The sequence below is a fragment of the Endozoicomonas sp. ALB115 genome (genome assembly GCF_049310245.1).
Classification (GTDB): Bacteria; Pseudomonadota; Gammaproteobacteria; order Pseudomonadales; family Endozoicomonadaceae; genus Endozoicomonas.
Genome location: NZ_JBLYZG010000023.1, coordinates 40,418 through 63,416 on the forward strand (window position 1 = coordinate 40,418; position 22,999 = coordinate 63,416).

16 protein-coding genes and 1 pseudogene are annotated in these 22,999 nt (G+C 48.7%); 9 read left to right on the plus strand and 8 right to left on the minus strand.

The window, feature by feature from the left end; all coding sequences use genetic code 11:
- Positions 1–209 precede the first annotated feature (209 nt).
- Positions 210–1,562, minus strand: a complete 1,353-nt coding sequence (locus ACO6VE_RS12210; protein WP_422461513.1) for an NAD(P)/FAD-dependent oxidoreductase — start codon at positions 1,560–1,562, stop codon at positions 210–212.
- Positions 1,563–1,853: 291 nt separating this feature from the next.
- Between ACO6VE_RS12210 and ACO6VE_RS12215 the strand changes: the two genes are divergently transcribed.
- The 6 genes from ACO6VE_RS12215 (at position 1,854) to ACO6VE_RS12240 (ending at position 8,702) form a co-directional block, all read left to right on the plus strand.
- Positions 1,854–2,855 carry a substrate-binding domain-containing protein gene (locus tag ACO6VE_RS12215; RefSeq protein ID WP_422446956.1) on the plus strand — a complete coding sequence of 334 codons (1,002 nt, stop codon included), beginning with the start codon at positions 1,854–1,856 and terminating at the stop codon, positions 2,853–2,855.
- A gap of 175 nt (positions 2,856–3,030) precedes the next feature.
- Complete coding sequence (locus ACO6VE_RS12220; protein ID WP_422461515.1) at positions 3,031–6,093, plus strand: beta-galactosidase; 3,063 nt, start codon at positions 3,031–3,033, stop codon at positions 6,091–6,093.
- A 172-nt stretch (positions 6,094–6,265) separates the two neighbouring features.
- Positions 6,266–6,787, plus strand: a complete 522-nt coding sequence (locus ACO6VE_RS12225; RefSeq protein ID WP_422446960.1) for an MFS transporter — start codon at positions 6,266–6,268, stop codon at positions 6,785–6,787.
- A 171-nt stretch (positions 6,788–6,958) separates the two neighbouring features.
- Entirely contained in the window at positions 6,959–7,216 is a 258-nt protein-coding gene (locus tag ACO6VE_RS12230; RefSeq protein WP_422447927.1) for a hypothetical protein, read from the plus strand.
- Between the two features lie 42 nt (positions 7,217–7,258).
- Positions 7,259–7,576 carry a GH36 C-terminal domain-containing protein gene (locus ACO6VE_RS12235; RefSeq protein ID WP_422446962.1) on the plus strand — a complete coding sequence of 106 codons (318 nt, stop codon included), beginning with the start codon at positions 7,259–7,261 and terminating at the stop codon, positions 7,574–7,576.
- Between the two features lie 76 nt (positions 7,577–7,652).
- Positions 7,653–8,702, plus strand: a complete 1,050-nt coding sequence (locus tag ACO6VE_RS12240; protein ID WP_422461517.1) for a methyltransferase domain-containing protein — start codon at positions 7,653–7,655, stop codon at positions 8,700–8,702.
- 136 nt (positions 8,703–8,838) lie between these two features.
- Here ACO6VE_RS12240 and ACO6VE_RS12245 read toward each other — a convergent pair whose 3' ends face one another.
- Entirely contained in the window at positions 8,839–9,357 is a 519-nt protein-coding gene (locus ACO6VE_RS12245; protein WP_422446966.1) for a ProQ/FINO family protein, read from the minus strand.
- A 340-nt stretch (positions 9,358–9,697) separates the two neighbouring features.
- Positions 9,698–9,907, minus strand: coding sequence for a transcription antiterminator/RNA stability regulator CspE (gene cspE / locus ACO6VE_RS12250; protein WP_101748687.1), 210 nt, complete (start codon positions 9,905–9,907; stop codon positions 9,698–9,700).
- A 667-nt stretch (positions 9,908–10,574) separates the two neighbouring features.
- Between cspE and ACO6VE_RS12255 the strand changes: the two genes are divergently transcribed.
- Both ACO6VE_RS12255 and ACO6VE_RS12260 read left to right on the plus strand, forming a co-directional pair.
- Positions 10,575–11,303, plus strand: coding sequence for a hypothetical protein (locus ACO6VE_RS12255; protein WP_422446968.1), 729 nt, complete (start codon positions 10,575–10,577; stop codon positions 11,301–11,303).
- Positions 11,287–14,826 carry a hypothetical protein gene (locus ACO6VE_RS12260; protein ID WP_422461519.1) on the plus strand — a complete coding sequence of 1,180 codons (3,540 nt, stop codon included), beginning with the start codon at positions 11,287–11,289 and terminating at the stop codon, positions 14,824–14,826. Before ACO6VE_RS12255 ends, ACO6VE_RS12260 begins: the two co-directional genes overlap by 17 nt.
- 126 nt (positions 14,827–14,952) lie before the next feature.
- Here ACO6VE_RS12260 and ACO6VE_RS12265 read toward each other — a convergent pair whose 3' ends face one another.
- From ACO6VE_RS12265 to ACO6VE_RS12275, 3 genes are all read right to left on the minus strand, one after another.
- Positions 14,953–15,444 carry a hypothetical protein gene (locus tag ACO6VE_RS12265; protein ID WP_422446972.1) on the minus strand — a complete coding sequence of 164 codons (492 nt, stop codon included), beginning with the start codon at positions 15,442–15,444 and terminating at the stop codon, positions 14,953–14,955.
- A 361-nt stretch (positions 15,445–15,805) separates the two neighbouring features.
- Complete coding sequence (locus ACO6VE_RS12270; RefSeq protein WP_422461520.1) at positions 15,806–16,543, minus strand: hypothetical protein; 738 nt, start codon at positions 16,541–16,543, stop codon at positions 15,806–15,808.
- A gap of 94 nt (positions 16,544–16,637) precedes the next feature.
- Positions 16,638–18,230, minus strand: coding sequence for a hypothetical protein (locus tag ACO6VE_RS12275; RefSeq protein ID WP_422446975.1), 1,593 nt, complete (start codon positions 18,228–18,230; stop codon positions 16,638–16,640).
- A 246-nt stretch (positions 18,231–18,476) separates the two neighbouring features.
- Here ACO6VE_RS12275 and ACO6VE_RS12280 point away from each other — a divergent pair, with 246 nt between their 5' ends.
- Positions 18,477–19,316 (plus strand): F-box protein, encoded by an 840-nt coding sequence (locus ACO6VE_RS12280; RefSeq protein ID WP_422461521.1) that lies wholly within the window; start codon positions 18,477–18,479, stop codon positions 19,314–19,316.
- Between the two features lie 15 nt (positions 19,317–19,331).
- Here the strand turns inward: ACO6VE_RS12280 and ACO6VE_RS12285 are convergent.
- Positions 19,332–19,427: pseudogene (locus ACO6VE_RS12285) on the minus strand (IS5/IS1182 family transposase); the annotation flags it as partial.
- Between the two features lie 327 nt (positions 19,428–19,754).
- Entirely contained in the window at positions 19,755–22,997 is a 3,243-nt protein-coding gene (locus ACO6VE_RS12290; protein WP_422461523.1) for a type I restriction endonuclease subunit R, read from the minus strand.
- Positions 22,998–22,999 lie beyond the last annotated feature (2 nt).

Here is a 22,999-nt window from a genome sequence, read left to right on the forward strand (position 1 = left end):
CGGACCCGGAGAGGCCAGCATAGTCCGTTAGAAAGAAGCCAAAGCCCCAGTTAATAATTGCAGTCACGGAAGACCTCCTGTTTATGAAAACAAAAACATGAAAACATGGTGTCGCCCGCTAATAGACAAAGGAACATCCATTTTGTTCACTTCATCATCAAAATTATTTCACATCAGCCAACCAAAAAACGCTGACTGACGTAAATCCATCAGCCTCCCAGAGAATCTTCAAGCTCTGCTTTCCAGATGGCCATGGCCAATGCCGGTACACGAAGGACTTTTGGCGTTGGTATCCACTTGTGGCGAATGCGGGAAAACACATCAAATCGCTCAGACATCCCCGCCATTGCTTCCGCAACCACACGCCCGGCAATATTGGTCAGTGCTACACCATGCCCCGTATAGCCATGTGCCGTGTAAATATCATTTCCAAGATGCTCAATATGCGGCATATATTCCCGGGTAACCGCAAACAAACCACCCCAGTGATACTCCATTTTCACATCATCAAGCTGTGGAAAGACCTTCAGCATCCGCTGACGCAGGCGCTCTTTGGAGTCACTGTATTCGCCATTGAACGGATGATTAACGCCACCAAACAGAATTCGGCCATCGGCAGTAGGACGGAAATAGTCAAGACTGTTGTTTAAGTCAGACATGGCCATTTTGTTGCTAATAGGCTGTCGTTTACCCAACGGTTCGGTAACGGCAATATACGAGGCCACCGGCAATACTTTGCTTTCCGCTTTCCGGTTAAGACCGTCGATGTAAGCGTTACAGGCCAGCAGAACCTGCTTCGCCTTGACACTGCCCTGCTCCGTCAGTATCCGGTTTGGACTGCCTTTGACCAGTTTGATCGCCTTGCTCTGCTCGAATACGCGAGTGCCCAGCTCGATCGCTGCGCGGGCCAGGCCCAGGGTGTAGTTGAGGGGGTGCATGTGGCCACTGTTGGTATCGAACAGTCCACCGAGGTACTTCTCGGTTGAGGTCACTTTCCGGATTTTGTCCCGATCCCACCAGGTAACGCTGGGGTAGTTATAACGGGTCTGCTTCAGCTCCAGCCAGGACTTCAGCTCTTTTACCTGACTTGGCTTGATGGCCAATTCGATATAGTTCTGCTGGAAATCACAGTCGATATTGAACTCACGGATACGATCACGAACGATATCCAGCGACTCACAGGAGAGATCCCACAACTGCTTTCCCCACTGCGGACCAAAGGTTTCATCCACCTCACGCAGCCCCAGACAGTAGCCCGCCAGACACTGTCCGCCATTGCGCCCGGAAGCGGCCCAGGAAATACGACCAGATTCCAGCAGCACCACATCAAAGCCCCGCTTGCGCAGTTCAATGGCCGCATTAAATCCGGTCATGCCTCCACCGATGATGCACACATCCGCGGTGATGTCTCCACTCAGCACCGGCTGAAGTTCCAGTGAATGCCCGGTGACCTGATAATAGGAATCGATATATTCGCCAGCTTGGCTCATTCCAGTTGCCCACTCATTGTCAAAAAACTGAACGTCAATAACGCAGAGCCCTGAGCGATGCAAACCAACCATTACACACTCATCGTCAGTCTCTGATTATGGCAGTATGGCTTGATCACCATAAGCGGCGTGGATTATCAGGCGGATATACGATGCTGGCAATAAGTACCCGACTGCATAAAACGGTAATTATCCTACGCATGGAACGAGACACTCTCGATCTGACTGGCAATAACGCCCGGAAACTGCGCTTGTCCCGCCCATAACCGAACCCGAATATACGTGACCTTAATTTCCACTTCCCCCCCCCGGCCTCTGCCGCTACGATATCGCCAGCCAAGGTCATAAACACATGAATTATTTATGGTTTCAATAAAAGATGTTGCCAGGGAAGCTAATGTTTCTACGGCAACCGTTTCACGGGTAGTCAATCGCTCCCCCAACACCAGTAACGAAGTGGTGCAACGGGTCTGGCAAACCATTCGAAAGCTGGGTTATCGTCCGGTGATTGGACGACAGTCGGCAACCACTATCGGTGCGGTGGTGTCTGATGTTTCAGAACCCTTCTTTGGCCAGATGTTGAAAGGCATTGATCAGGTTGCCAGAAACCACAACAAACAGCTGTTGATCCACAATGGCCACTACAGCGAACCAACCGAGCATCAGGCTATTGAGCGACTGATCGGTCACTGCGAGTCGGCCATTGTACACAGCAAATGGTTGTCCGATGAAACACTGATAGACTTTGCCAGCCAAATCCCCGGTTTAGTGCTGATTAATCGTTACATTGAGCCCATTGCTGAGCGCTGCATCGCTCTGGACAATGTTCAGGGAGGCTACATTGCTACCCGACATCTTCTGAATAAAGGTCATCAACAGATTGGCTATTTATGTTCAGACCAATTTATCGATGACGCGCAAGATCGTCTTAAAGGTCACCACAAAGCCATGGCAGAAGCGGACATTCCTGTTGATGAACGTTATATTGCCGCCTGCCCACCCACCGAAAATGGCGGGCGACTGGGGGTTTATGACTTACTGGCAAAAGACTTACCACTGACAGCCATTATCACCTACAACGATATCATGGCCGCTGGCGCGCTGTTTGGCCTGCAGGAAAACGGCCTGCACTGTCCGCAGGACATCTCTGTCGTTGGCTATGATGATCTGGTCATTGCCCGTTATCTGCACCCGAAACTGTCCACTGTCCGTTACCCCATTGCCGTTATGGCTGAACAGGCGGCACGACTGGCCATCAGCCTGAGCGATAAGAACAGGGCAAAGGTAACAGGCCAGATAATGATGCCGACTTTTGTTGAACGCAGCAGTGTGCAAGCACTAAACCGGTATCAACAAACAGACTGACACCAGAAAATGTAACAGTTACATAAGTTTGAGCTGGATCAACACTTTTTCCCGCCTTCACAGATAAGATACATCCTGTTGAAGTATGAAAATTCTGGATAACTGTCGTCAATAATCTCACCACCAGGTGAAATGATCTGTGACTCCAGAGACAGGAAAATGATGTAGCCAACCTATGAGTAAATTCATGCAGCGCGACTGGGAAAGCCCACAAATCACCGCACGCAGCCGACTGGCAAGCCATACCCCTATGAGCAGCTGGCGCAGTGAGCCACAATCTCTGGCAGACCATGCAAGTGATTCGGTATTAAGTCTGGATGGCCAGTGGGCTTTTGCACTGTATGACTCTCCGGAACAAGTCCCTGAAACATTTTCAAGGGAGGGATCCGACCCGACACAGACCATTACCGTTCCCGGTAACTGGCAGCTACAGGGCTTCGATAAGCCCATCTATACCAACGTCAAGTATCCGTTCCCCTGCAACCCGCCCCGGGTGCCTGTGACGAACCCGACTGGCTGCTACTCCACCACATTCACCCTGCCTGAGCAGTGGCAGGAAGATAGCCAGACCCGGGTGATCTTTGATGGCGTAAACAGTGCCTTCTATCTCTGGTGTAACGGCAAGTCCGTGGGCTATTCACAGGACAGCCGACTGGCCGCCGAGTTCGATTTGACACCATACCTTCAAGCCGGAGAGAACCGGTTATGCGCGATGGTTATCCGCTGGTCCGATGGCAGCTACCTGGAAGATCAGGATATGTGGTGGCTAAGCGGCATTTATCGTTCAGTCCGCTTGCTCAATAAGCCACACCAGCGTCTGGTGGATATTCGCGTAACACCTGATCTTGATGACCGCTACGAACACGGCAAACTCACCATTGTTGCCGACACCAGGAATGCCGATGACCTGGCCATTCGGGCGACGCTGTATTTGGCTAACGACGTCATTGCCACCACCACATCCGCCGTTGGGACCGCACCGATGGACGAAAAAGGCGGGTATAACGATCGCACCTGCCTGCAACTGGATATCAACCATCCGCAAAAGTGGAGCGCAGAGGCACCCAACCTCTATCGCGTTGTGGTCACGCTGACGGATCCGCAAACAAACAGCGATATTGAAAGCGAAGCCTACGACGTTGGATTCCGTAAGGTAGAAATCAAAGATGGCCTGCTGCAATTAAATGGTCAGCCACTAATGATTCGTGGTGTGAACAAGCACGAGCACAACCCGGCGACCGGTCATTTTGAAACGGTAGACGATGTTCGTGAACACCTGATACTGATGAAACAGCATAATTTCAATGCTGTGCGCTGTTCACACTATCCGCACCAACCGGCATTCTATCAGCTGTGTGACCGCCTGGGCCTCTATGTGGTTGACGAAGCCAATATTGAAACCCACGGCATGACCCCCATGCGCAAACTGGCCGACGACCCGATGTGGGCCAATGCGTTCCTGGAGCGGATGATGCGCATGGTGGCGCGGGACTTTAACCACCCATCCATCATCATCTGGTCACTGGGTAATGAATCAGGCTACGGTGCCGCCCATGATGCCATGTACCAATGGACCAAACGGACCGACCCGTCTCGCCCGATACAGTATGAAGGTGGTTGTTCCGATACCCCCGCAACAGACATCATCTGCCCAATGTATGGTCGTACTGATGAGGATCAGCCACAGCAGTTCCTGGGCAAAAACAAATGGGCATTGACCAAGTGGGTCGGCATGCCCAACGAAACCCGGCCAATTATCCTGTGTGAATATGCCCATGCCATGGGCAACAGTCTGGGCGGTTTTGCCGAGTATTGGGATGCGTTCAGAAAGCACCCCCGCCTGCAAGGTGGTTTCATCTGGGACTGGGTGGACCAGGGACTGGACAAGTTCGACGACAATGGTCAGCATTTCTGGGCATACGGCGGTGATTTTGGTGACAAGATCAACGATCGCCAGTTTTGCATCAATGGGCTGGTATTCCCGGATAAAACACCGCACCCGGCACTGTTTGAAGCCAAAAGAGCACAGCAGCCGTTTACTTTCGAATTAGTGGCAACCCGACCACTCACCGTGAAAGTCACCAGCGAAGCCTGCTTCTGCGCCACCGACAACCATCAACTGGTGTGGCAGCTAATGGCGGGCGAAGAAGCTCTGGTTGCTGGCGAAGTCACGCTGAATATTGCGCCCCACTCCTCAGAACTGCTGGTACTGTCTGAGCAGTCACTGACCATCAGCGGCAAACTGCCACGACTGGATCTCTCTATTATCCAGCCTGAAGCAACCGACTGGTCCGAAGCCGGCCACGAAGTCGCACGCCAACAGTTTATGTTGACGGGATCGCTGACCCATCAAGCGGTTACTCCTCGCTTGCCAACCTCTGCGGTCATCAATGAGGCCGACAGCAGCTTTATCGTCAATGCGGCAGAAAACAGCTGGACGATTGATCGTAACATTGGCCAGCTGGTGAGCTGGGTAAAAGACGGTAAAGAACAACTGCTTACCCCGTTGGCAGACAATTTCTACCGGGCACCGTTGGACAACGATATTGGTGTCAGCGAAGTTGACCGTCCGGACCCTAATGCCTGGATGCCACGCTGGGAGCGGGCCGGATTAAACAACCTGCAACACCGCTGCCTGCTGGTTGAATGTGATGCCAAGAAAGGGCTTGTTCTGGCTCACCATGGCTATTTCCACCCGGAACAACCGGAAAAAGAGATTCTGCGCAGCGTATGGACCTATCATTTTGCCGCCAACGGCAGTGCCCGTATCGATATTGAGGTCACTGTTGATGGTGATATGCCGCCTATGCCCCGCATCGGTGCCTGCCTGAGACTGAAGGAACAACCGGCACAAGTGAACTGGTTTGGCCGTGGGCCCCACGAAAACTATCCGGACCGCAAGTTAAGCGCGGATATCGGACACTGGGAGCAGTCCCTCAAGGCCATGCACACGCCTTACATTTTCCCAAGCGACAATGGTCTGCGGTGCGATACCCAGGCGCTGATGCTGGGCGATATCCGGGTAACAGGACAGTTCCATTTCAGTGTCAGCCCATACGGCCAGGCACAATTGGCAAGGGCAACACATACCCACGAGCTTCAGGAAGAAGAAGGCATTTTTGTCTATCTGGATGGCTTCCACATGGGTATTGGTGGTGATGATTCCTGGACGCCGAGCGTTCGCCCTGAGTACCTGTTGACTCAACCGATGTACCAGTGGTCGTTCGAACTGTCGTGATCACACGTTCATAACCCTGAATCCACAGTGATACGGGGTTATGACCAGCAAGCTTTGAAACACCCTGAGACGGTTAATGGTTCAGAATTAACCATCTGCCGGGATTCACTACATTTTATTGCTGCTGCTAAACAGGGGGGTTAACGATTCATTCAATGGAGGGTTAATTCAGATGCAATTCTCAGGTATCTTCCTGTTCCCCTGGATTGCTAAAGTAGTCAATCGTCGTTTGATGTGGCCCCTGGCCTGCGGCTTTCCGATTCTGTGCAGCTCCGTACTCTACTTTTCCAGCGTGATTGCCCCGGAAAGCGCCATTCTGGTAGGTCTGGCCGGTGCTGCTCTGAAATTTGGCAACGGTCTGTTCAATGGTCTCTCTACGGTTATGCTGGCTGATCTGGTGGACTACGGCGAAGCCAAAACCGGCTTGCGCAGCGAGAGCATTATCTTTTCAGTGCAAACCATGCTGGTGAAATGTGCCGGTGCCATGGCAGGTTTCCTGATTGGTTTTGGTCTGACGTTTATCGGCTATGTGCCCAACGTTGTTCAGACACCGGAAACCATTGTCGGACTGAAAGTACTGATGATCCTGATTCCCGCAGTACTGATTGCCCTGAGCGCCATCATCTATAAAAAGACTTATCGTCTGGATGCCCGCCTCAGCAAGGATGAAAGTGCTGTAGCTGCTAGTGTCTGAAGACCGGTAGTTCACAAATAACCTGTTTTTGTGCCCCCCTTATGTGGGGGTATTTTTGTTGAATAGTCAGAACCATTTCTTACGAGCACATTGTGATGAGCAAACCGTTAATTCACCTTTTCACAGACACCACCAGCCTGGTGATCAAGGCAGGCACATCCCTTCCGGGGTATTACTGCGCTGTTTGGTCATATGGGGGTAGAGCTGGACCCGGCCAGTGCTTCAGAGGAAGAGAAGCGCTCCTTTGCCAAATACATTGCCCTGCACAAGTCCTTAAGACACCTGTTGCATACCGGTGATCATTTCCGCTGCGACACCGCCCATAAAGCGTCACAGGGCTGGGGAGTTGTTATACCAACTCCACCTTCTAAATATGAACTGCGCAGCCATTTTGAACCGCTGGATCTTCGTTGGAATTCCTCGCAATAGCCCTGCTATTACTCGTCATTCCGCCTTGCCCAGCGGTCCAAAATGACTTGCTCGTTATCATATTTAGAAGGTGGAATTGGTATTAGCACCGATAAGCAGGAAGCCGTGGTGATGTTCGCCCAGCTGGATATGCCTGAGTATGCCATGTCCGCCACTGTGCAAATTCCCGGCCTGGACCCGGAAAAAGACTATAAGGTTCAGGTATTGGAAAAAAGTTCTTCCGATATTTACATGAAACAGTGTCCGCCCTGGATGACAGAGCCTGCCATTATGAGCGCCGCCCTGCTTGAACAGGTAGGTCTGATGATGCCAGTGATGCAGCCGGAAAGTGCACTGCTGATTAAGATTACGCAGGTTTAAAGTTAATACGATAACTGGCAACGTCCCGGGTTTTCAGATTTTGTCTGGAAACCCGAGTTTTTCAGCACCATAAAGTTTGTCACCGAATCCCCAAAAAACAGCCTGGGTTTCTGGCAAAACTGCAACTCTGGCAAAAGCACAACTCTGGCAAAAACACAATGATCTCTCTATTATCCGTACTCAATTAAAAAGCATGGATAAAATTAAAAGTCAGCTTATGCCAATTCTTTCATTTCTTCTCGGAGTGCTCCTGACGTGGCTGTTTATGTCAGGCCTGATGGCTCAGGGTCTGGCACTGTTGATACGTATCTGGTGGCCATCGTCAAGCCGCGAGCGCGAGTTGAAGGTTGATCAGTGGCTGTTGAATAACCCGTTACAGCCCTCCTCCGGCTGGCGCTTGCTGGGTTACTGGAGAGACACGTCCCAATACCGGCAGGCCTGCTCGGAAATGGCGGGGTTACTGGCCGACAAAGTCTGTCTATCCAGTCAGGATGAAGTCCTTGATGTCGCTTTCACCAGCCATGATCAGTTGCTGGTCTGGCTGGATTATTACCAGGTTCAGCACCTGACGGCAATCGCCAGTGATGAGCAACAGATGGCCCAGGCACTGGAACATTGCGGGCATTTCAATACGCTTAAACTGGTGCGGGGGGGTGACAAGTCACTGGCAGAACGGCCAGAGAATAGCTGCGACAAGTTAATCGGCCTGGACTGCGTTTACCATCTGGAGTCCCGCTCTCATTTTTTCAGCCATGCCAGGAAAGCACTAAGGCCGGGAGGCACTCTGGTGTTTACCGATATGGTGCTGGCCCGGCCATTTCAGGACCGCCGGGAACAGCGCCTGGTAAACAAGCTTGGTCGTATATCAGGACTCCTGGTTGAAGATATGCCCGTCAAAGAGACCTACGAAAACCTGCTTAACCAGCATGGGTTTGAGCAGGTTGAGATTCTGGATATTACCGATGATGTCCTTTCCGGTTTCTGTTTCTGGTTTGGCCAACACTACCAGAGCCTTTCAGCATTCACACGTTCCAAGATGTGGATCAGGCTGCGACTGCAAGTCTGGTTTATTCGCTGGATGCTTCACCGGGAGCAACTGCGCTATCTGATGATTATTGCCCGCTGACAGGCTCATATAGTTTATCCGCAGCTTTTGTGGATAAACTTGTGACAACATTCGGGATAGTTCACAAACACCTGTCAATTCAGGCCACCCGGACAGATTGATTAAAAAATAATCAGACCGGCCTACTGGTATCCGTTCAAGTCTGTTTATTCACGGACAATAAACGAATCTTCTTAATAATGACCCGATCCCGTGTTATGACAAAATCACTGCTCTGGGTATACAGCTTGATTTCTGCATCCACTGCTTCGCGAAGTTTCACCCGACCTGCTGCCTGCCCCTGAAGGTTAATGCGGGTAGCACCGGGCTTAATCTTCTCAAGGTAGCGTTCCATGGACGTAAAAAACCGCAGTGCAACCGGAATAATGTGTGCAGGCAGCAGGTTTGCCTCTGCCATCTCCTTGTGAATACCAATCTTAAGGGGCCTTGGATCCGAAACATTGAAGGCACCGGGCCAGATAATTCGCACCAGACGCAGCGCCTCAGAGTTCATTACGTCGCTTTCCGGCCGGTTATGCAGCCTCTCAAGAATTTTCCTGCCCTCTTCCGGAAGCGCTTGATTCATAGGGGAACCGGAAACATCCTGTTCAGAGGCCAACTGCTGTTCCTGCTTCTGGATGCCCTGGTCAGAAATATTACTGTCTTCTGCTGTCATCGACTGCCTTGCCCAAATAACACTCGGCATCCCGGGAAAATGCTACCACTCCCCTGAGATGCCCTTGAAAACCAACACCAAACCAGCCTGAGCCAGCGGGAGCACTATAATGACGGATTCAGCCCCGCCATAAAAGTGTAATTTATCAACAAACCGTACCAATCATAAGACAAGTACTGAAGAACAGGTCATTTTGGGCGACAGCAGACGAATGTTGAGCAAGTACGTGAATCAGAAGGGGCATAACCGGTTCTTTCTGCCCCCTTTGTGGCAGGCAATAAAAAAGGCAGTACCGTAAAGCACTGCCTTTTATATGGATCGCCCAAATAAAAACTGAGTTTTACAGAGGACGGATATCTTCAGCCTGCAGACCTTTCTGGCCCTGAGTAACACGAAACTCAACGCGCTGGCCTTCAGTCAGGGTTTTGAAGCCTTCGGTAGCAATCTGACGGAAGTGGGCAAACACGTCAGGTCCACCGTTTTCCTGGCTGATAAAACCGAAACCTTTCTCGTCATTAAACCACTTAACGGTTCCTGTAGAGGTAGACATACTCATATCCTGATATTCAAACACTATAGGGTGACTTTGTGGGCAAAGCCGTTTAGCTAGAAGTTTTATTTTTGTTTATGAAGGATATGCAGAGAGACTACGCTCGGAACATCAAATCTTTTCATAAAAAAACTAATATCACTTTTAACGGTCCCTATCATACAGACTCTCGTCAGAAAACTCATCAGTGATTACCTTATCTTGAAATAATTCCTGCCTCCATGAACCGGACAGCAGTGAGTAGTCGTAGCGTACACCTAAGGAATTTCAGGTACAGAATGGAACTCTACAGCACATCAGTAGTCGCTGCTCTGGGCAGCGAGTGATAGAACCTGTTGTGCCTTGCATAGTAACTGCCCACTAAACCAAAAATATACGATTCCATTGGCCAACTACTTAATGGCCACTTTGGAGAGGGCAAACAGGGCGTTTCAAGGCATGTTTTTTTACACCAGCTGTATCGGTGTCAGTTTCATCGAGTCAACGACTAATGCTGAAAGGGGGAACTTTTATACGAATCAGTGGTCTTTGGCTGTAATTCAACAGTTCAATAATTCTAATGGACACATTCAATCTGAACCTGGATCCCGATCTTTTTTATGCCAATTTACAGGGTTTTCCAGATGAATTTTTAACACTAAACGACATTTTCAGCTCATCGCCATGCATGGCTGGTTATTCTGTACACAGGCATGACTCACCCCTTGACGAATATTTCAATCAGGAAGTCACAAACCAGGAGCCACCTTCTCCACGGTCACTGAATGACTTTTCAATTTCTCATTTACCATTTGCTGAAAATGCATCAGCTCATTTTTCTCAGCCACCACCCCGTCCGGTTGCTGTGGTTCGCCCATTGAATAAAAACACAGAACAGCCAGGGCATACCGTAACTTCTGGATTTACAGGCACTGAATCTTCCAGTTCTGATGAACCTCAGCCACCTGCGCCTGAAGTGGCCAGTGCTTCTGAAAAACGCAAGACGAACAAAGCCAAATACCAGGCCAAATACAAAGCATCCGAAAAAGGCAAGTTGAGCAGAGCCAGATACTTCAGATCCGAAAAAGGCAAGGCGTCCAAAGCCAGATACACTTCATCCGATCAAGGCCGGGCGAACAACGCCAGGTACAACTTATCCGATGAAGTCAAGGCAAATAGAGCCAAAAGGCACGCCAGGCATGCTACATCCGCTAAACGCAAAACGTACCTGGCCAAATACGAAGCATCCGATAAAGCCAAGGCATACAAAGCCATCAGAAATGCCAGATCAAACGCCTATACATCTGCCATAAGAAAAGGCTTCAGCGAAACATTGGCCAGGGAGAAAGGAGAGTTGGCAGCTAAGGCCAAAAGAGCAGAATTATCATCAGTGCTGCCTCTTGCCACTGTTAATTAGACTGGCTGAAGGAATATTTGTACCGAATTCACCTTCTCAACATGAACTGTCCAGACAGGGTTTTATTCTGAAAGCAAACGCATCAACCTACTCCCGCCCAAAGCCTGCTGGCCGTGTTGCCCAGCCAGCTGGTTCCAGGGGGATTCCTGATCGCTCAAGAAGTACATTTAACGGTAAAAGAGTCTCAAACCATCCGTCTTATAGAGGTAGAGCTCCCACCCTGGATGTCGGCAAACGTGTTGAGGACGCCTTTTGGGATAAAAACCCATTAAAGGAACGTCACATCTCCTCGGCCGCTGTGCTTGGCACCTATAGAAATGATAAAACGTCTCTCAGAGGTGGCTTCTTTCTGCAAAAGCTCTGCTTACAGAACATTCTACACGGCAATAAAAAAGTGTCCCCGGACCAGGTCATTCAGGAATTCAATCGGAAACCAGATGGTAACAAGCAGTGCAGATTAGCGATGGTCCGCTTCAAAGCGGAATGTTGCCTGAGGGGCCTGCTGTTAAATGGACGACAGGTCTCACCGGATACGGTGATTAATGATTTTAAGGCAGTCAGGGCTCCACTGGAGCTGGCGCGCTTTAGGGCAGAATGTTGCCTCAGGGGATTGCTGTTGAATGACCAGCTGGTCACAACGGACGATGTGGTTGAGCATTTCCCGGCTAGTCCGGAGGGCAAATTGGGGATGGCCCGGTTTAAGGAACAATGCTGCCTGATGGGCAAGTTAGTGAATGGCCGTAAGGTCACACCGGATACGGTAGTTAAGGGTTATCAGGCCACCAAAGCAACACTTGAGCTGGGGCGCTTTATTGAACAATGCTGCATCAGAGGGCTGCCACTCAATGGCCAGCGAGTCACACCAGCTACGGTGGTCAGGGAATATCAGTCAGCCGGAGCCTACCTGGAGCTGGCACGCTTCAAAGCGAATTGTTGCCTGAAGGGCTTGCCGTTGAGTGGCCAGCAGGTCTCACCGGATACGGTAGTTAAGGATTGTCAGGTAGCCAATGCAACATTGACGCTGGCACGCTTTAAGGAAGAATGTTGCCTGAGAGGCCTGGCGTTGAATGGCCAGAAGGTTACACCGGAGGCGGTGGTTGAGGATTTTCAGAAAGCCGGAACCACACTGGAGCAGTCCCGTTTCAAAGCGGAATGTTGCCTGAGGGGCCTGTTATTGAACGGCCAGCAGATAACACCGGATGAGGTGGTCAGGGATTATCAGGCAGCCGGTGCAACTCTGGAGCTCGCCCGTTTCAAAGCGGAATGCTGCCTGAGGGGCCTGGAGTTAAACGGCCAGCAGGTTGCACCGGATGCGGTGATCACGGTTTTCCCTGACAGTCCCGAAGGCAAATTGGGCAGAGCAATCTTCAGGGTACAATGTTGTCTGAGAGGGCTGCTGGTGAATGGCCAGCAGGTCAGACCGGATTCGGTGGTTAAGGATTTCCCGGATAGTCCGGAAGGCAAACTGGGAATAGCGCGCTTTAAGGAAGAATGTTGCCTGACAGGCCTGGCGTTGAATGGCCAGAAGGCGACACCGGATGCAGTGGTTAAGGCTTTCCCGGATACGACAGAAGGCAGACTGGGAATAGCGCGCTTTATGCAGGAATGCTGCCAGAGGAGACTGGTATTGAATGGCCAGCAGGTGACACCGGATGCTGTGGTTAAGGCTTTCCCGAATAGTTCAGAAGGCAGGCTGGGAATAGCGCGCTTTAAGCAGGAATGCTGCCTGAGGAAACTGGTACTGAATGGCCAGCTGGTTACCCCGGATGAGGTGTATAAGAATTTTCAGACGGCCAAAGCGACACTTGAGATCGCACGCTTCAAAGAAGAATGTTGCCTGAAGGGGCTGCTATTGAATGGCCAGCAGGTAACACCGGAGACGGTGGTTAAGGATTATGAACGTGGTGGCTGGTTGCTCGAAAGAGCTATTTTTTATTCTCTACTGGCATTGCATGCCAGAGAGTTGAATGGCAACTATCTGGATAACCAGAAAGTGCTAGAAGCATTTAATGAAGTACCTGGCGATCATTCTTCACGACAAACGATGTATCTGATTCAAAGGCTGAATCAATCCCAGGGATATGATGAAACCAGCGAAGCTCAGGATATCATTCAAAAAGCCTGGCAACTATTAAACAACGTATCGCTCAAAGATGAGCAACATCGGCTGCAATGTATCTTGAAATTCATGGCTATGCAGAATGAATTGACTATCGATCATCAGGAAGTGTCAGCAGAACAGGTGTTGCAATCCATCAAAAAACTGAGGAACTCATTTCAGAATTCACGCGTACATTTCTTCTTCCTGGCACACTGCTATATCACGAGGCAGTCTATTGATGGACTGAAAGTCCATAAGGACCAGGTACTTGGCTGTCTTCAGAGTTTTCCGGAAGGAAGCAAACTGCGCCATGATCTAGGCTTCTGGTTTGAACAATACAGCTACGAAGCCCATTGTGTAAAAAACACCGGACATCGACATAGAGATAACCTCCCCGACCTGATTCCCAATATAGAGAACGCCGGCCGAACAACGAAATACCGGGGTGAAACAGACCATACGTGTGCCACCCAGGGCATTACCACCAATGGGGCACAAACTCTGAAGCAATGGTCAACAACTGGCAGAGCGGATTTCCCGGAAAATCCGGTTCTGCGGTTAAATGCGCTAACACTGAAAACACTGGAGATTATTCAGGAAATCAATGTTTCTTATAACAATACCCCCATTCTGATTACCGGTTCTTATGCGCGTTATTTACAGGACCACTGCTCATTATTTAATGATATTGACATTATCTGCTCAACAGAGGAGCCCGCCAGAATACTCTTTGCAAAGCTAGAGGCACTGAACACCACAGACTCAGACATTCCCAAAAGCATCACCATCTGGCAACTCCCGGGGTGTCCGGAGATTAAACTACCAAAAACCTACAATATTCATCTCAGGGACGCGGATCTGTGTATGAAAACCATGGGGCTTCAGGTCAGTGTGGACGCCCGATTAACCCATGAAAATACCGAACCATTGGCCGTCCGCGTTCCTGGTGTTGCGAGGCCGGTACTGTGTTTGTCGTTTGCTGATGAAACAAAGTTACTGAACGATACGCTGGAATACCTCGCTGAAAACCTGGATCCGCTGACCAGGCAACTACAAAGAGGGGCAGTATTTGACCTGCAACGAACCATTCTTTTTAACGACCCCCAAAATATCGAGGAGCGTATTTATGGCTTGCTTATTCGCTCTCTGCTTACCCTGAATAAAGCCAGGCAGTTTATCGATCTGCACTCTGAAGGCAAACCCGGAACACCTGACTGTCTGCCTGAATATCGTCAAGTACAACAACAACGCCTGCACACGCTTACGGCACTTCTTCAAAAAAAATTGGCTGGCCATGTTTGCCGCAGTGGTTTCGAGCACAGAATTAACAACTGGCTGTCGACCAATCAGTATGTGAGTGATTATGAAATCAAAAAGAAGGATTTTATCAAATCACTGCTTGTGATGATGCATTCGGCATAAGATCTGGCACACACAACAGTTACTCCAAAGTGCTATCCGTAGCACTTAATCTTTGGAATTATCTTAATCCTGTAAAATGCAGCCATTTTCAGAATGAGCTTATGCAATACTATATAATCCATGCGGTCAGTGTATAAGCTGTATTTTTGTCAATGTATCAGCACCAACCCGAGGTAATTTAATATGAAAGTATTCACTCAAATTTTTGCAAATGGCATATCTATCAAAGGCCATGGCACTAATAGCGTCAATGATTTTGTAGGTGGACTTGTTCCGGTAAATATTGAAAAAATGCCCTTTTTCCTTACCAGCCACTTGATATGAAAAACTGACAATGGCGTGTTCATTTTGCTTCATCTCAAGTAACTTCTGCTCACATGAAAATATCAGATCATCATGTTCTCCTTCAAACAACTCCAGTTTCAGTGTTTTTTTTCCCAAGTACATGTCATCAAGTTTGCCATAGACAGTCAGTGTTGATAGTGGTGCTGGTGCATTGAATTCATCACAAAGAATGGGCTGAAACGTTTTATTCTCCAGGTAATGAAAGACCCTCATAGCAACAAACCCACAATTGGCTTTACATTCTGCCTGGTTAATATTGGCAAGAATATCCATGTTCTGCTCCTCAAGCCTATCAGTTTGAGATGCAGTTATATTACTGCTTTGATTTTGTGCGGATAAACAGTCAGAAATCATACATTAGATCAGTGAAGCCGGAATGGGTCGGTACTCTCATTGTTAGCATTAACTTCTTTAAGCGTTAACCAACACAGTGATGTTTTATGCCATTGACCCGCCTCCCAATGCCATGAGGACTATGCCTCTGCGCTCTATAAAAGAAAGTTCATTCTGGTGGCGGTGTAAATGAAGTTTGAGGCCTTTGAGACTGGCTGATTTACGTTGACACAAACTACACTGGTAGGGATACCTTTCTGCTGACAGCTCCTCCTGCCGAATATGGGCATGTTTGGCACAGTTATTGAGTAGACCTTTCCCCTGGTTGAACAGCAATCCCCTGCATGATAGCTTGATATTGTTTCCAAATATTATTTTTTTCCGCTATTTGAGACCTGAGCTCTATCTCTAACCTGTTTTTTTCCGTTATTAGAAATCTGTTTTCTAACTCCAACCTGTTCTTTAACGCTACAATAGCCCTGTTCTCTAACTCAAGCTTGTTTTTTCCCATTATTAGAGACTTCTTCTCTAACTCCAGCCTGTTTTTTTCAGACTTCAACATTTTCACTTCATTGGCAACAGCCTGTTTATTAGCCATTACCCCTTTTCTATATCCTGCTTGATGACGCCTGTTTTTTTCCGCTCTTCTAATATATCTCACGAAACTTTCAACTTCCTTGCTATTTTCTTTCTTGAGAAGCAGATTAAGCTCTTTAGTTGATATCTCAGAAAGTTCCTGACGCGTATACTCTCTATTACCTATAAAAATTTTCTGAGCTGTTTTTTTCAGTGAGTTTTGATCCGTTAAGCCAGCTTCTGTCATTTTGCAGCTTTTGTCTCTGAGATCTGCAGCGACAGAATTATCACACTCTGCTTGACGTTTGACTCCCATGGCTAAGGCCCACTCGTCAATGCTTACCTTTCTGCAAAACGATTTTGAAGCCAGCGTTGCTTGCCTCGAAACAGTCCTGGTCGTCTTGAGAGACATATCGCCAGTATGTGGGCCTACCCCAGTCGCATCGACATTGGCTTGATACATTTATTGACCACCTTTTCTATTGACCACCTTTTACCGATTTTTTCTATGATTTTATTTGAGTTTTAATTAACGCCCCCTGAGGCTAGCTTGAATTTTATATCTGTCCAGTACCCAGATCGGGTAGAGATTCAAGCAAAGACCGAAGGTTCTGGAGCCACATGATGTCGTCTAAGGTTTGCACCGCTGTGTTTTCAAACAGAATATCCATCATCTGTTGTTCATTTTCGGTGAGGTGTGATGGGTCAAAGGGTCTTTCCGGATGATTGAATGGAAGATCAAAAACACTTAACTCCCCACAGTTGCCCTGATGCAATCTGAACTCGATAACGCAATAACTTGTTTCCTTAATTGTTGTTAATTCATAGAGGAAATAATATTTGTCATTGCGCTTGGGCAGAACAAAATCTCGCAAGTAACCAGCTGCCTTGCCCGGATCAGGCAATATCAGTTTTTCATTATCTCTGGTGACAATATAAGGAGTTGATAAAAAAGGGCTATACACATGGTGTTTACCGTGCTGTTGCCTTATTTTGAGGACTTTAAACAGTTCCCGGACTTCGTGAAACAGCCATTGCTCCAACTTTTCATAGGCGGTGCGTTTTTCAGGAAATTCTTTCCAGCCACCGTAGTCCAGAAATATCAGTATTATGACCTTGTACAGGTCGTTGTCCCGATCTCTATTAATGCTTGTGACCAACTCGTTAACGGTCTCATCTGATAGCAGTTGAAACACCTCCTGAAGCTGGCCAGCTCGGATGCACAAAGACACATGGCGGATAACTCTTTGACCACCACGCGTTCTGGTCGTAAAACCGTAGTTAATTATTTTCAGACAGTTGTACGACCAGTGCATTAAGACAGGCAGTGTATTTTCATGTTCCGTTTTTATTCCGAACTCCCTCAACAGAGCGGTAGCGATCTCTTTTGCTTCACACCAACCGGCGGCATCAAGCAGTGAATAGAGTTCCGTTTGCCGGGGGATATTCGCAAGTTGTCTGATATTTTTGAATTCTACAAAAAAGCTGGTCTGTTTGTAATAGTCCCAGCCGACCTCCCGATCCGGTATCTTTATTAATGTCAGAGGTCCTTTGCCGGTCGAGGTGCTGACCTCCGCTTGATTCAGCAGCCCATAGTTAATACCCTGGTCGTGTCTGAGGGAGGTCGGCTCATAGACTGCCGTTAATTGCAAAAGAGTACAGGTACGCTCGTCAAACCCATCGAGGCTTTCCAGCCATCGATTGTATTGTTGGATCAGTTCTTCCAGCGCCATGCCGGTCTCTGAGGGGATGGTTGCCAGCATTTCAAACAGCTTCTCTACCAGCTCACATAAACGCAATTTGACCAGCGTCTCCGATAACAGCGGTGCCAGCACCGTCTCCAGTATTGCCAGTATTTGCTCCCCACCCGTTTGATCAATGGTCAGACTCATTAATGGGTAGCCAAAGTGACATCCGAGGGTTTCCGCAAGTACTGTGCCTTTTCTGAGGGCGATGCCAGGAGCTGTGACTGTGACGTTGTTGGACTCATACTCCATACCAATGAGTCTGGTATTGTTGACTACCGGAGGAAGGCCCAGTATTTGGCTGATATCCCGGTTGAAATACCGACGCTGAACGGCATGGTCAGCCTCAAGAGGTCTGCTACTGTGGGCGGCCGGAACATTCGTTGCAATTGTCGTTGGTAACATAGGCAATGATGGTGGTTGCTCTTTTTCTGATTCAGTGCGTATTGCACCCCCGTATAACAAAAAACAGAAATAAAAAATATAATTTATATTCTTTTTTATTCGACAGCAGGGGGGATGAAAAGTTCATTTAGTAGAGTGTCAAATGTACGGAAAGGAAACCTCTGACTATCAGTGCAAGACGGCTCACAGCATTTGGATACTGCCGTTTTTTCCAAAGATCAGGCTGCCTGAGAGCATGTTGCCGCTGTGGATGTCCCGGTTTTGCACTGTGGATGTCCCGGTTTTGCATTGCATCACACACTCGCCCGCAGATGGAACTTTTTCGCAAACTCAGGTTCTATTAAGACTTGGAAGAGAGGGAAATATAAGAACTATCTTATGCCATTCGATGTTCCATGTAATCAAGCAGGATTATCGTCCAGAGTTCCACTGCAATTAGCAGAATCAACACCTGACCAACAGCTACAACCTGGCTATTTCAACTGCTTGCCCGTTGAGGTTATTCAACATATCGCAAATAAACTGACACTGCCCGACGCGCTCCGGCTCAAGCAGACATGCCATAATGCCAACAATTCTATTGATCAAAAGATTATCGAAGATTTAAGGCATCGAATTCAGTTCAAAAATATGAAAACAGTAGTACATTCGAGCAAATATGAGAGTTTAAAATCAATCTACAATTCAGGCAAATTTGATCATTTTTTTAAACGATATGTATACGACCAACACTCAGGACTTGTTAAAGATCCAGAACGAGTAGACATTAAATGTTTCCTGGCAATTATGGAGCTGGGTAACGCAACCACTAAATACAAAGATGAAAAATATACAATGTATACAGGACTCTTTGAAAATGGGCATGTTTTTCTTATTGCACCTCGTCAATCCTCCAGTATTGAAGAGGATACAAATGCAAACAACCCCAACAAAGTTTTATTTAACGGAAATACATCCAGTGTAAATGTTGAAGCTATTTATTCGGGTAGAAGTTTTCAGGAAGTAAAGAAACTGGTAAACATAGTGCATAGTAACACTCCGCTATCAATACACATCTCTCATATTCTTGAGCACGAGTATCAGTAAGAAGCTGTTTTAAAACTACTTAAGCCTTCGCAGAATTATGCGAATCATGCATATATAAACGAAGGCTTCTGAACTCCTTGGCAACTGTTCATAGTCTTTAGACAGTTCCCTTTTGGGCTTACAGCGATAAAACCACTCTTCAAGGTAACCTCGGTAACCACAATCAGCCCAGACTTTCTGGATTTTTTTAAAGTGTTTCTTAAGGTGATCACGTGGTCGTCCATTCTTTGGAGTATCATAGCCAGGGTCAGGAAACAGTGGTTCAAGGATTGCACACTCGTTATCAGTCAGGTCGGAAGGGTAAGTAGCTAACCATATGAAATCATATACCGTAGTTATAGACGACTTTAGATTTTTATCCTGGGTTAATGATCAGTAACTTTTACAACAGGCTCTGAGTTGTTGAAACTCATCAAAAAGGAAAACTGAAGGAGCATATCACCCCTTCAACATATCAAACACCACCCGTGCAAACCCTCTGGCCAGCTCCGGGTTGGACAGGTACTGCAACATCATCTCCTGGTGAGCTTCGTTGCTGTCCATCACCGCATCATCAATGGCCTTCGGGAAATCCCCCAGCAAGGCCTGTTCAGCGGTGTTATTGGCAATCTGTTTCATCACCGTGTCGTTTTCCGCCAGCTTGTCCCGAACGGTATAGGCATAATTGATCAGGTCCGCATCCGACAGGTTGTCGGTAATAAACAGCTCATTCAATCGGGTAAGAATCTGCGACAGAAACTCCTCTTTCTTATCCTTGGGTTTGGCAGTACCCATATCGCTGCCCGGTTCCAGTTTGTACTCCGGACTGTCTTCCTTAAGCTGAATGTCCTGCTGCCGGATTTTGGCAAGACGATAGTGGCTCATCACCACGTTATCAAGGTCAATATCATCTTCGTCCAGAACCTGTTCCCGGAGCAGCGGCCGCAGGTAGCGGGCAAACAGGCTGAGCTGTTCCAGTTCAATATCATCGTAATCGACAATCTGGGACATAAACTCGTAGTAACGGGTATAGCTGCCCAGATCTTTCTTGAAAATCTCCAGCCGGTCTTTTTCCTGCTTGCACTCCTTCAGGCTGTTTTCCCCGTTGGCGATCAGCACCGCATCGCCGGACTTTTTCATCCGGTCCAGCATATCCCTGGCCTGCTCATAAGCCGCCACCGCAGAGCTGTAACGCTTCTGCCACCGTTCCACCGCAGGCTTACAGATATTACTGACAGCAGCATTGCTTTTCTTTCGGGTCAGGAAGGCTTCGCAGAACCGCTCCACTTCATTCCAGGTAAAAATGCCACTGGCCCGCAGCTTTTCATGCAGCTCAAAGATTTTGTCCGGGTCAGACACATCTGCCAGTTCTGCTGTCTGGTAGTAAGGCTGGAAGGCAGCCAGAATATCGTCCGGCTCATTAACAAAGTCCAGCACAAAGGTGCCGCTCTCCGCCTTGCCGGGATAAGTGCGATTAAGGCGGGAAAGGGTTTGCACACACTCCACACCACCCAACGGTTTATCCACATACATGGCGCAAAGCTTGGGCTGGTCAAAACCGGTCTGGAACTTATTGGCCACCAGCATAATCTGGTAATCGTCGGTATCGAACGCCTTACGCATATCCCGTCCTTTGAGGCCGGGGTTCATATTTTTTTCCGTAAATTTCTCATCAAGAATGGCGGCACTGTCCGGATCATTCTGGTCGAACTGCACCTCACCGGAAAAGGCTACCATCACGGCAATGGAACTCTTGTGTTCAGCCAGGTACTTCTCAAAGGCCAGCTTATAGCGTACCGCTTCCTTGCGGGAGCTGGTCACCACCATCGCCTTGGCCTGACCACCCAGCAGTCCCATAACATGTTCCTGAAAGTGCTGGACGATCACCTTCACCTTCTGGCTGATATTGTGCTCATGGAGGCGTACCCAGCGCCCCACCTTCACCTTGGCACGTTTGCTGTCCACTTCCTCATCGGTAGCGGCAATCTTCTGGGCCAGCTTGTAGGCAACTTTGTAATTGGTGTAGTTCTTCAGCACATCCAGGATAAAGCCTTCTTCAATGGCCTGTCGCATGGAGTACACATGGAATGCCTGGGGCAGGTTCTTCTTTGAAGGTGGTTCATCCGGATTAGCCAGCCGACCAAAAGTTTCCAGCGTCTTCGCCTTTGGCGTAGCTGTAAAAGCAAAATAACTGAGATTGCCGCTCTTCCGTCGTGCGGCAACAGATGCATTCAACTTGTCTTCTGCCGATAGCTCTGCTTCTTTTGCTTCACCATCCACCATCAACACTTTTTTCAACTTCCTGGCAGTATCGCCCGTCTGGGAAGAGTGCGCCTCATCGGCAATAATGGCATAACGACGTTTCTGCAGATTGGTACTGCTCTCAATAGCTGCCAGTACAAACGGAAAGGTCTGTATGGTCACGATAATAATCGGCTGGGCATTTTCCAGGGCACTGGCCAGCTTCTCTGATTTGGAGCCCTGCCCTTCTTTACTGTTAATACGCCCCACCACCCCATCGGCGTGTTCAAACTGGTAAATGGTATCCTGAAGCTGATCGTCCAGCACCGTCCGGTCAGTAATCACGATCACAGAATGGAACTGTTTATCGCCATCGTCTTTATAAAGGGTGGATAACTGATGAGCGGTCCAGGCAATAGAGTTGGACTTGCCGGAACCGGCACTGTGCTGCACCAGGTAACGATGCCCGTTAACTTCGGTACGGGCAGCGCCAATCAGTTTACGCACCACATCCCACTGGTGATACCGAGGGAAAATCAGCGTCTCCTTTTTGGTTTTGCGGCCTTCCCAGTCTTCGGTCTCCTTAATCTCAAGGTGAGCGTAACGGGCAAGAATATTCAGCAGGTTATCCGGCAGCAGCACCTCATTCCACAGGTAATCGGTGGCATAGCGGTTCTCATCGTCGGGAATATCATTACCAGCGCCGCCTTCTTTTGTCCCCTTATTAAACGGCAGGAAGAAGGTATCAGCACCGGCCAACCGGGTTGCCATATAAACCTGATACTGGCTGACAGCAAAATGCACCAGCGCACCCCGCTTGAAGGTAAGCAGCGGTTCCGGCTTACCGGTTTCCGGGTCTTTGGGCTGGCGAGTGGTTTTATACTGCCGAATGGCGTTATCCACGGACTGCTTGAACTCGGATTTCAGCTCCAGCGTCGATACCGGCAGACCATTGATAAACAGCACCAGATCAATGCGCCACGACCTGGCCTTTTTACCGGTTTCAACAAGGTGCTCATCGGTAGCATAGGGCGAATACACCAGCTCCGGCACAAGGCGACAACGGTTTTCTTTATAACGGGCCAGCGTATCCGGGTTCAGATCATGCTCCGGCATAAACTGGCACAGGCGAAACCGGGCATTGCGAATCTTCAGGCCATGACGTAACACCCCAAGGGTACCGTAACTGCGTAGCTCTTTATCAATGGCATTGGGGGCAGCCTTATTAAGCTGCGTCACCAGATGGCTGATAAAGTGCTGTTCCGAATCCGAGGGGAATACCTTACAGAACTTCTCCCACTCCTTCGCCTGAGTCTGTTTGACAAAACCAAGCACATCGCTGGTGTACAGCGCCGTTTCCCGGTGGTACTGGTCGCCGGAACCCAGCAGCCACCCATTGGCCTGCATCTGGGCGATTATTTCGTTCTGGAAAACGGCCTCAACGGTGGCGTCCCTGCTCATAC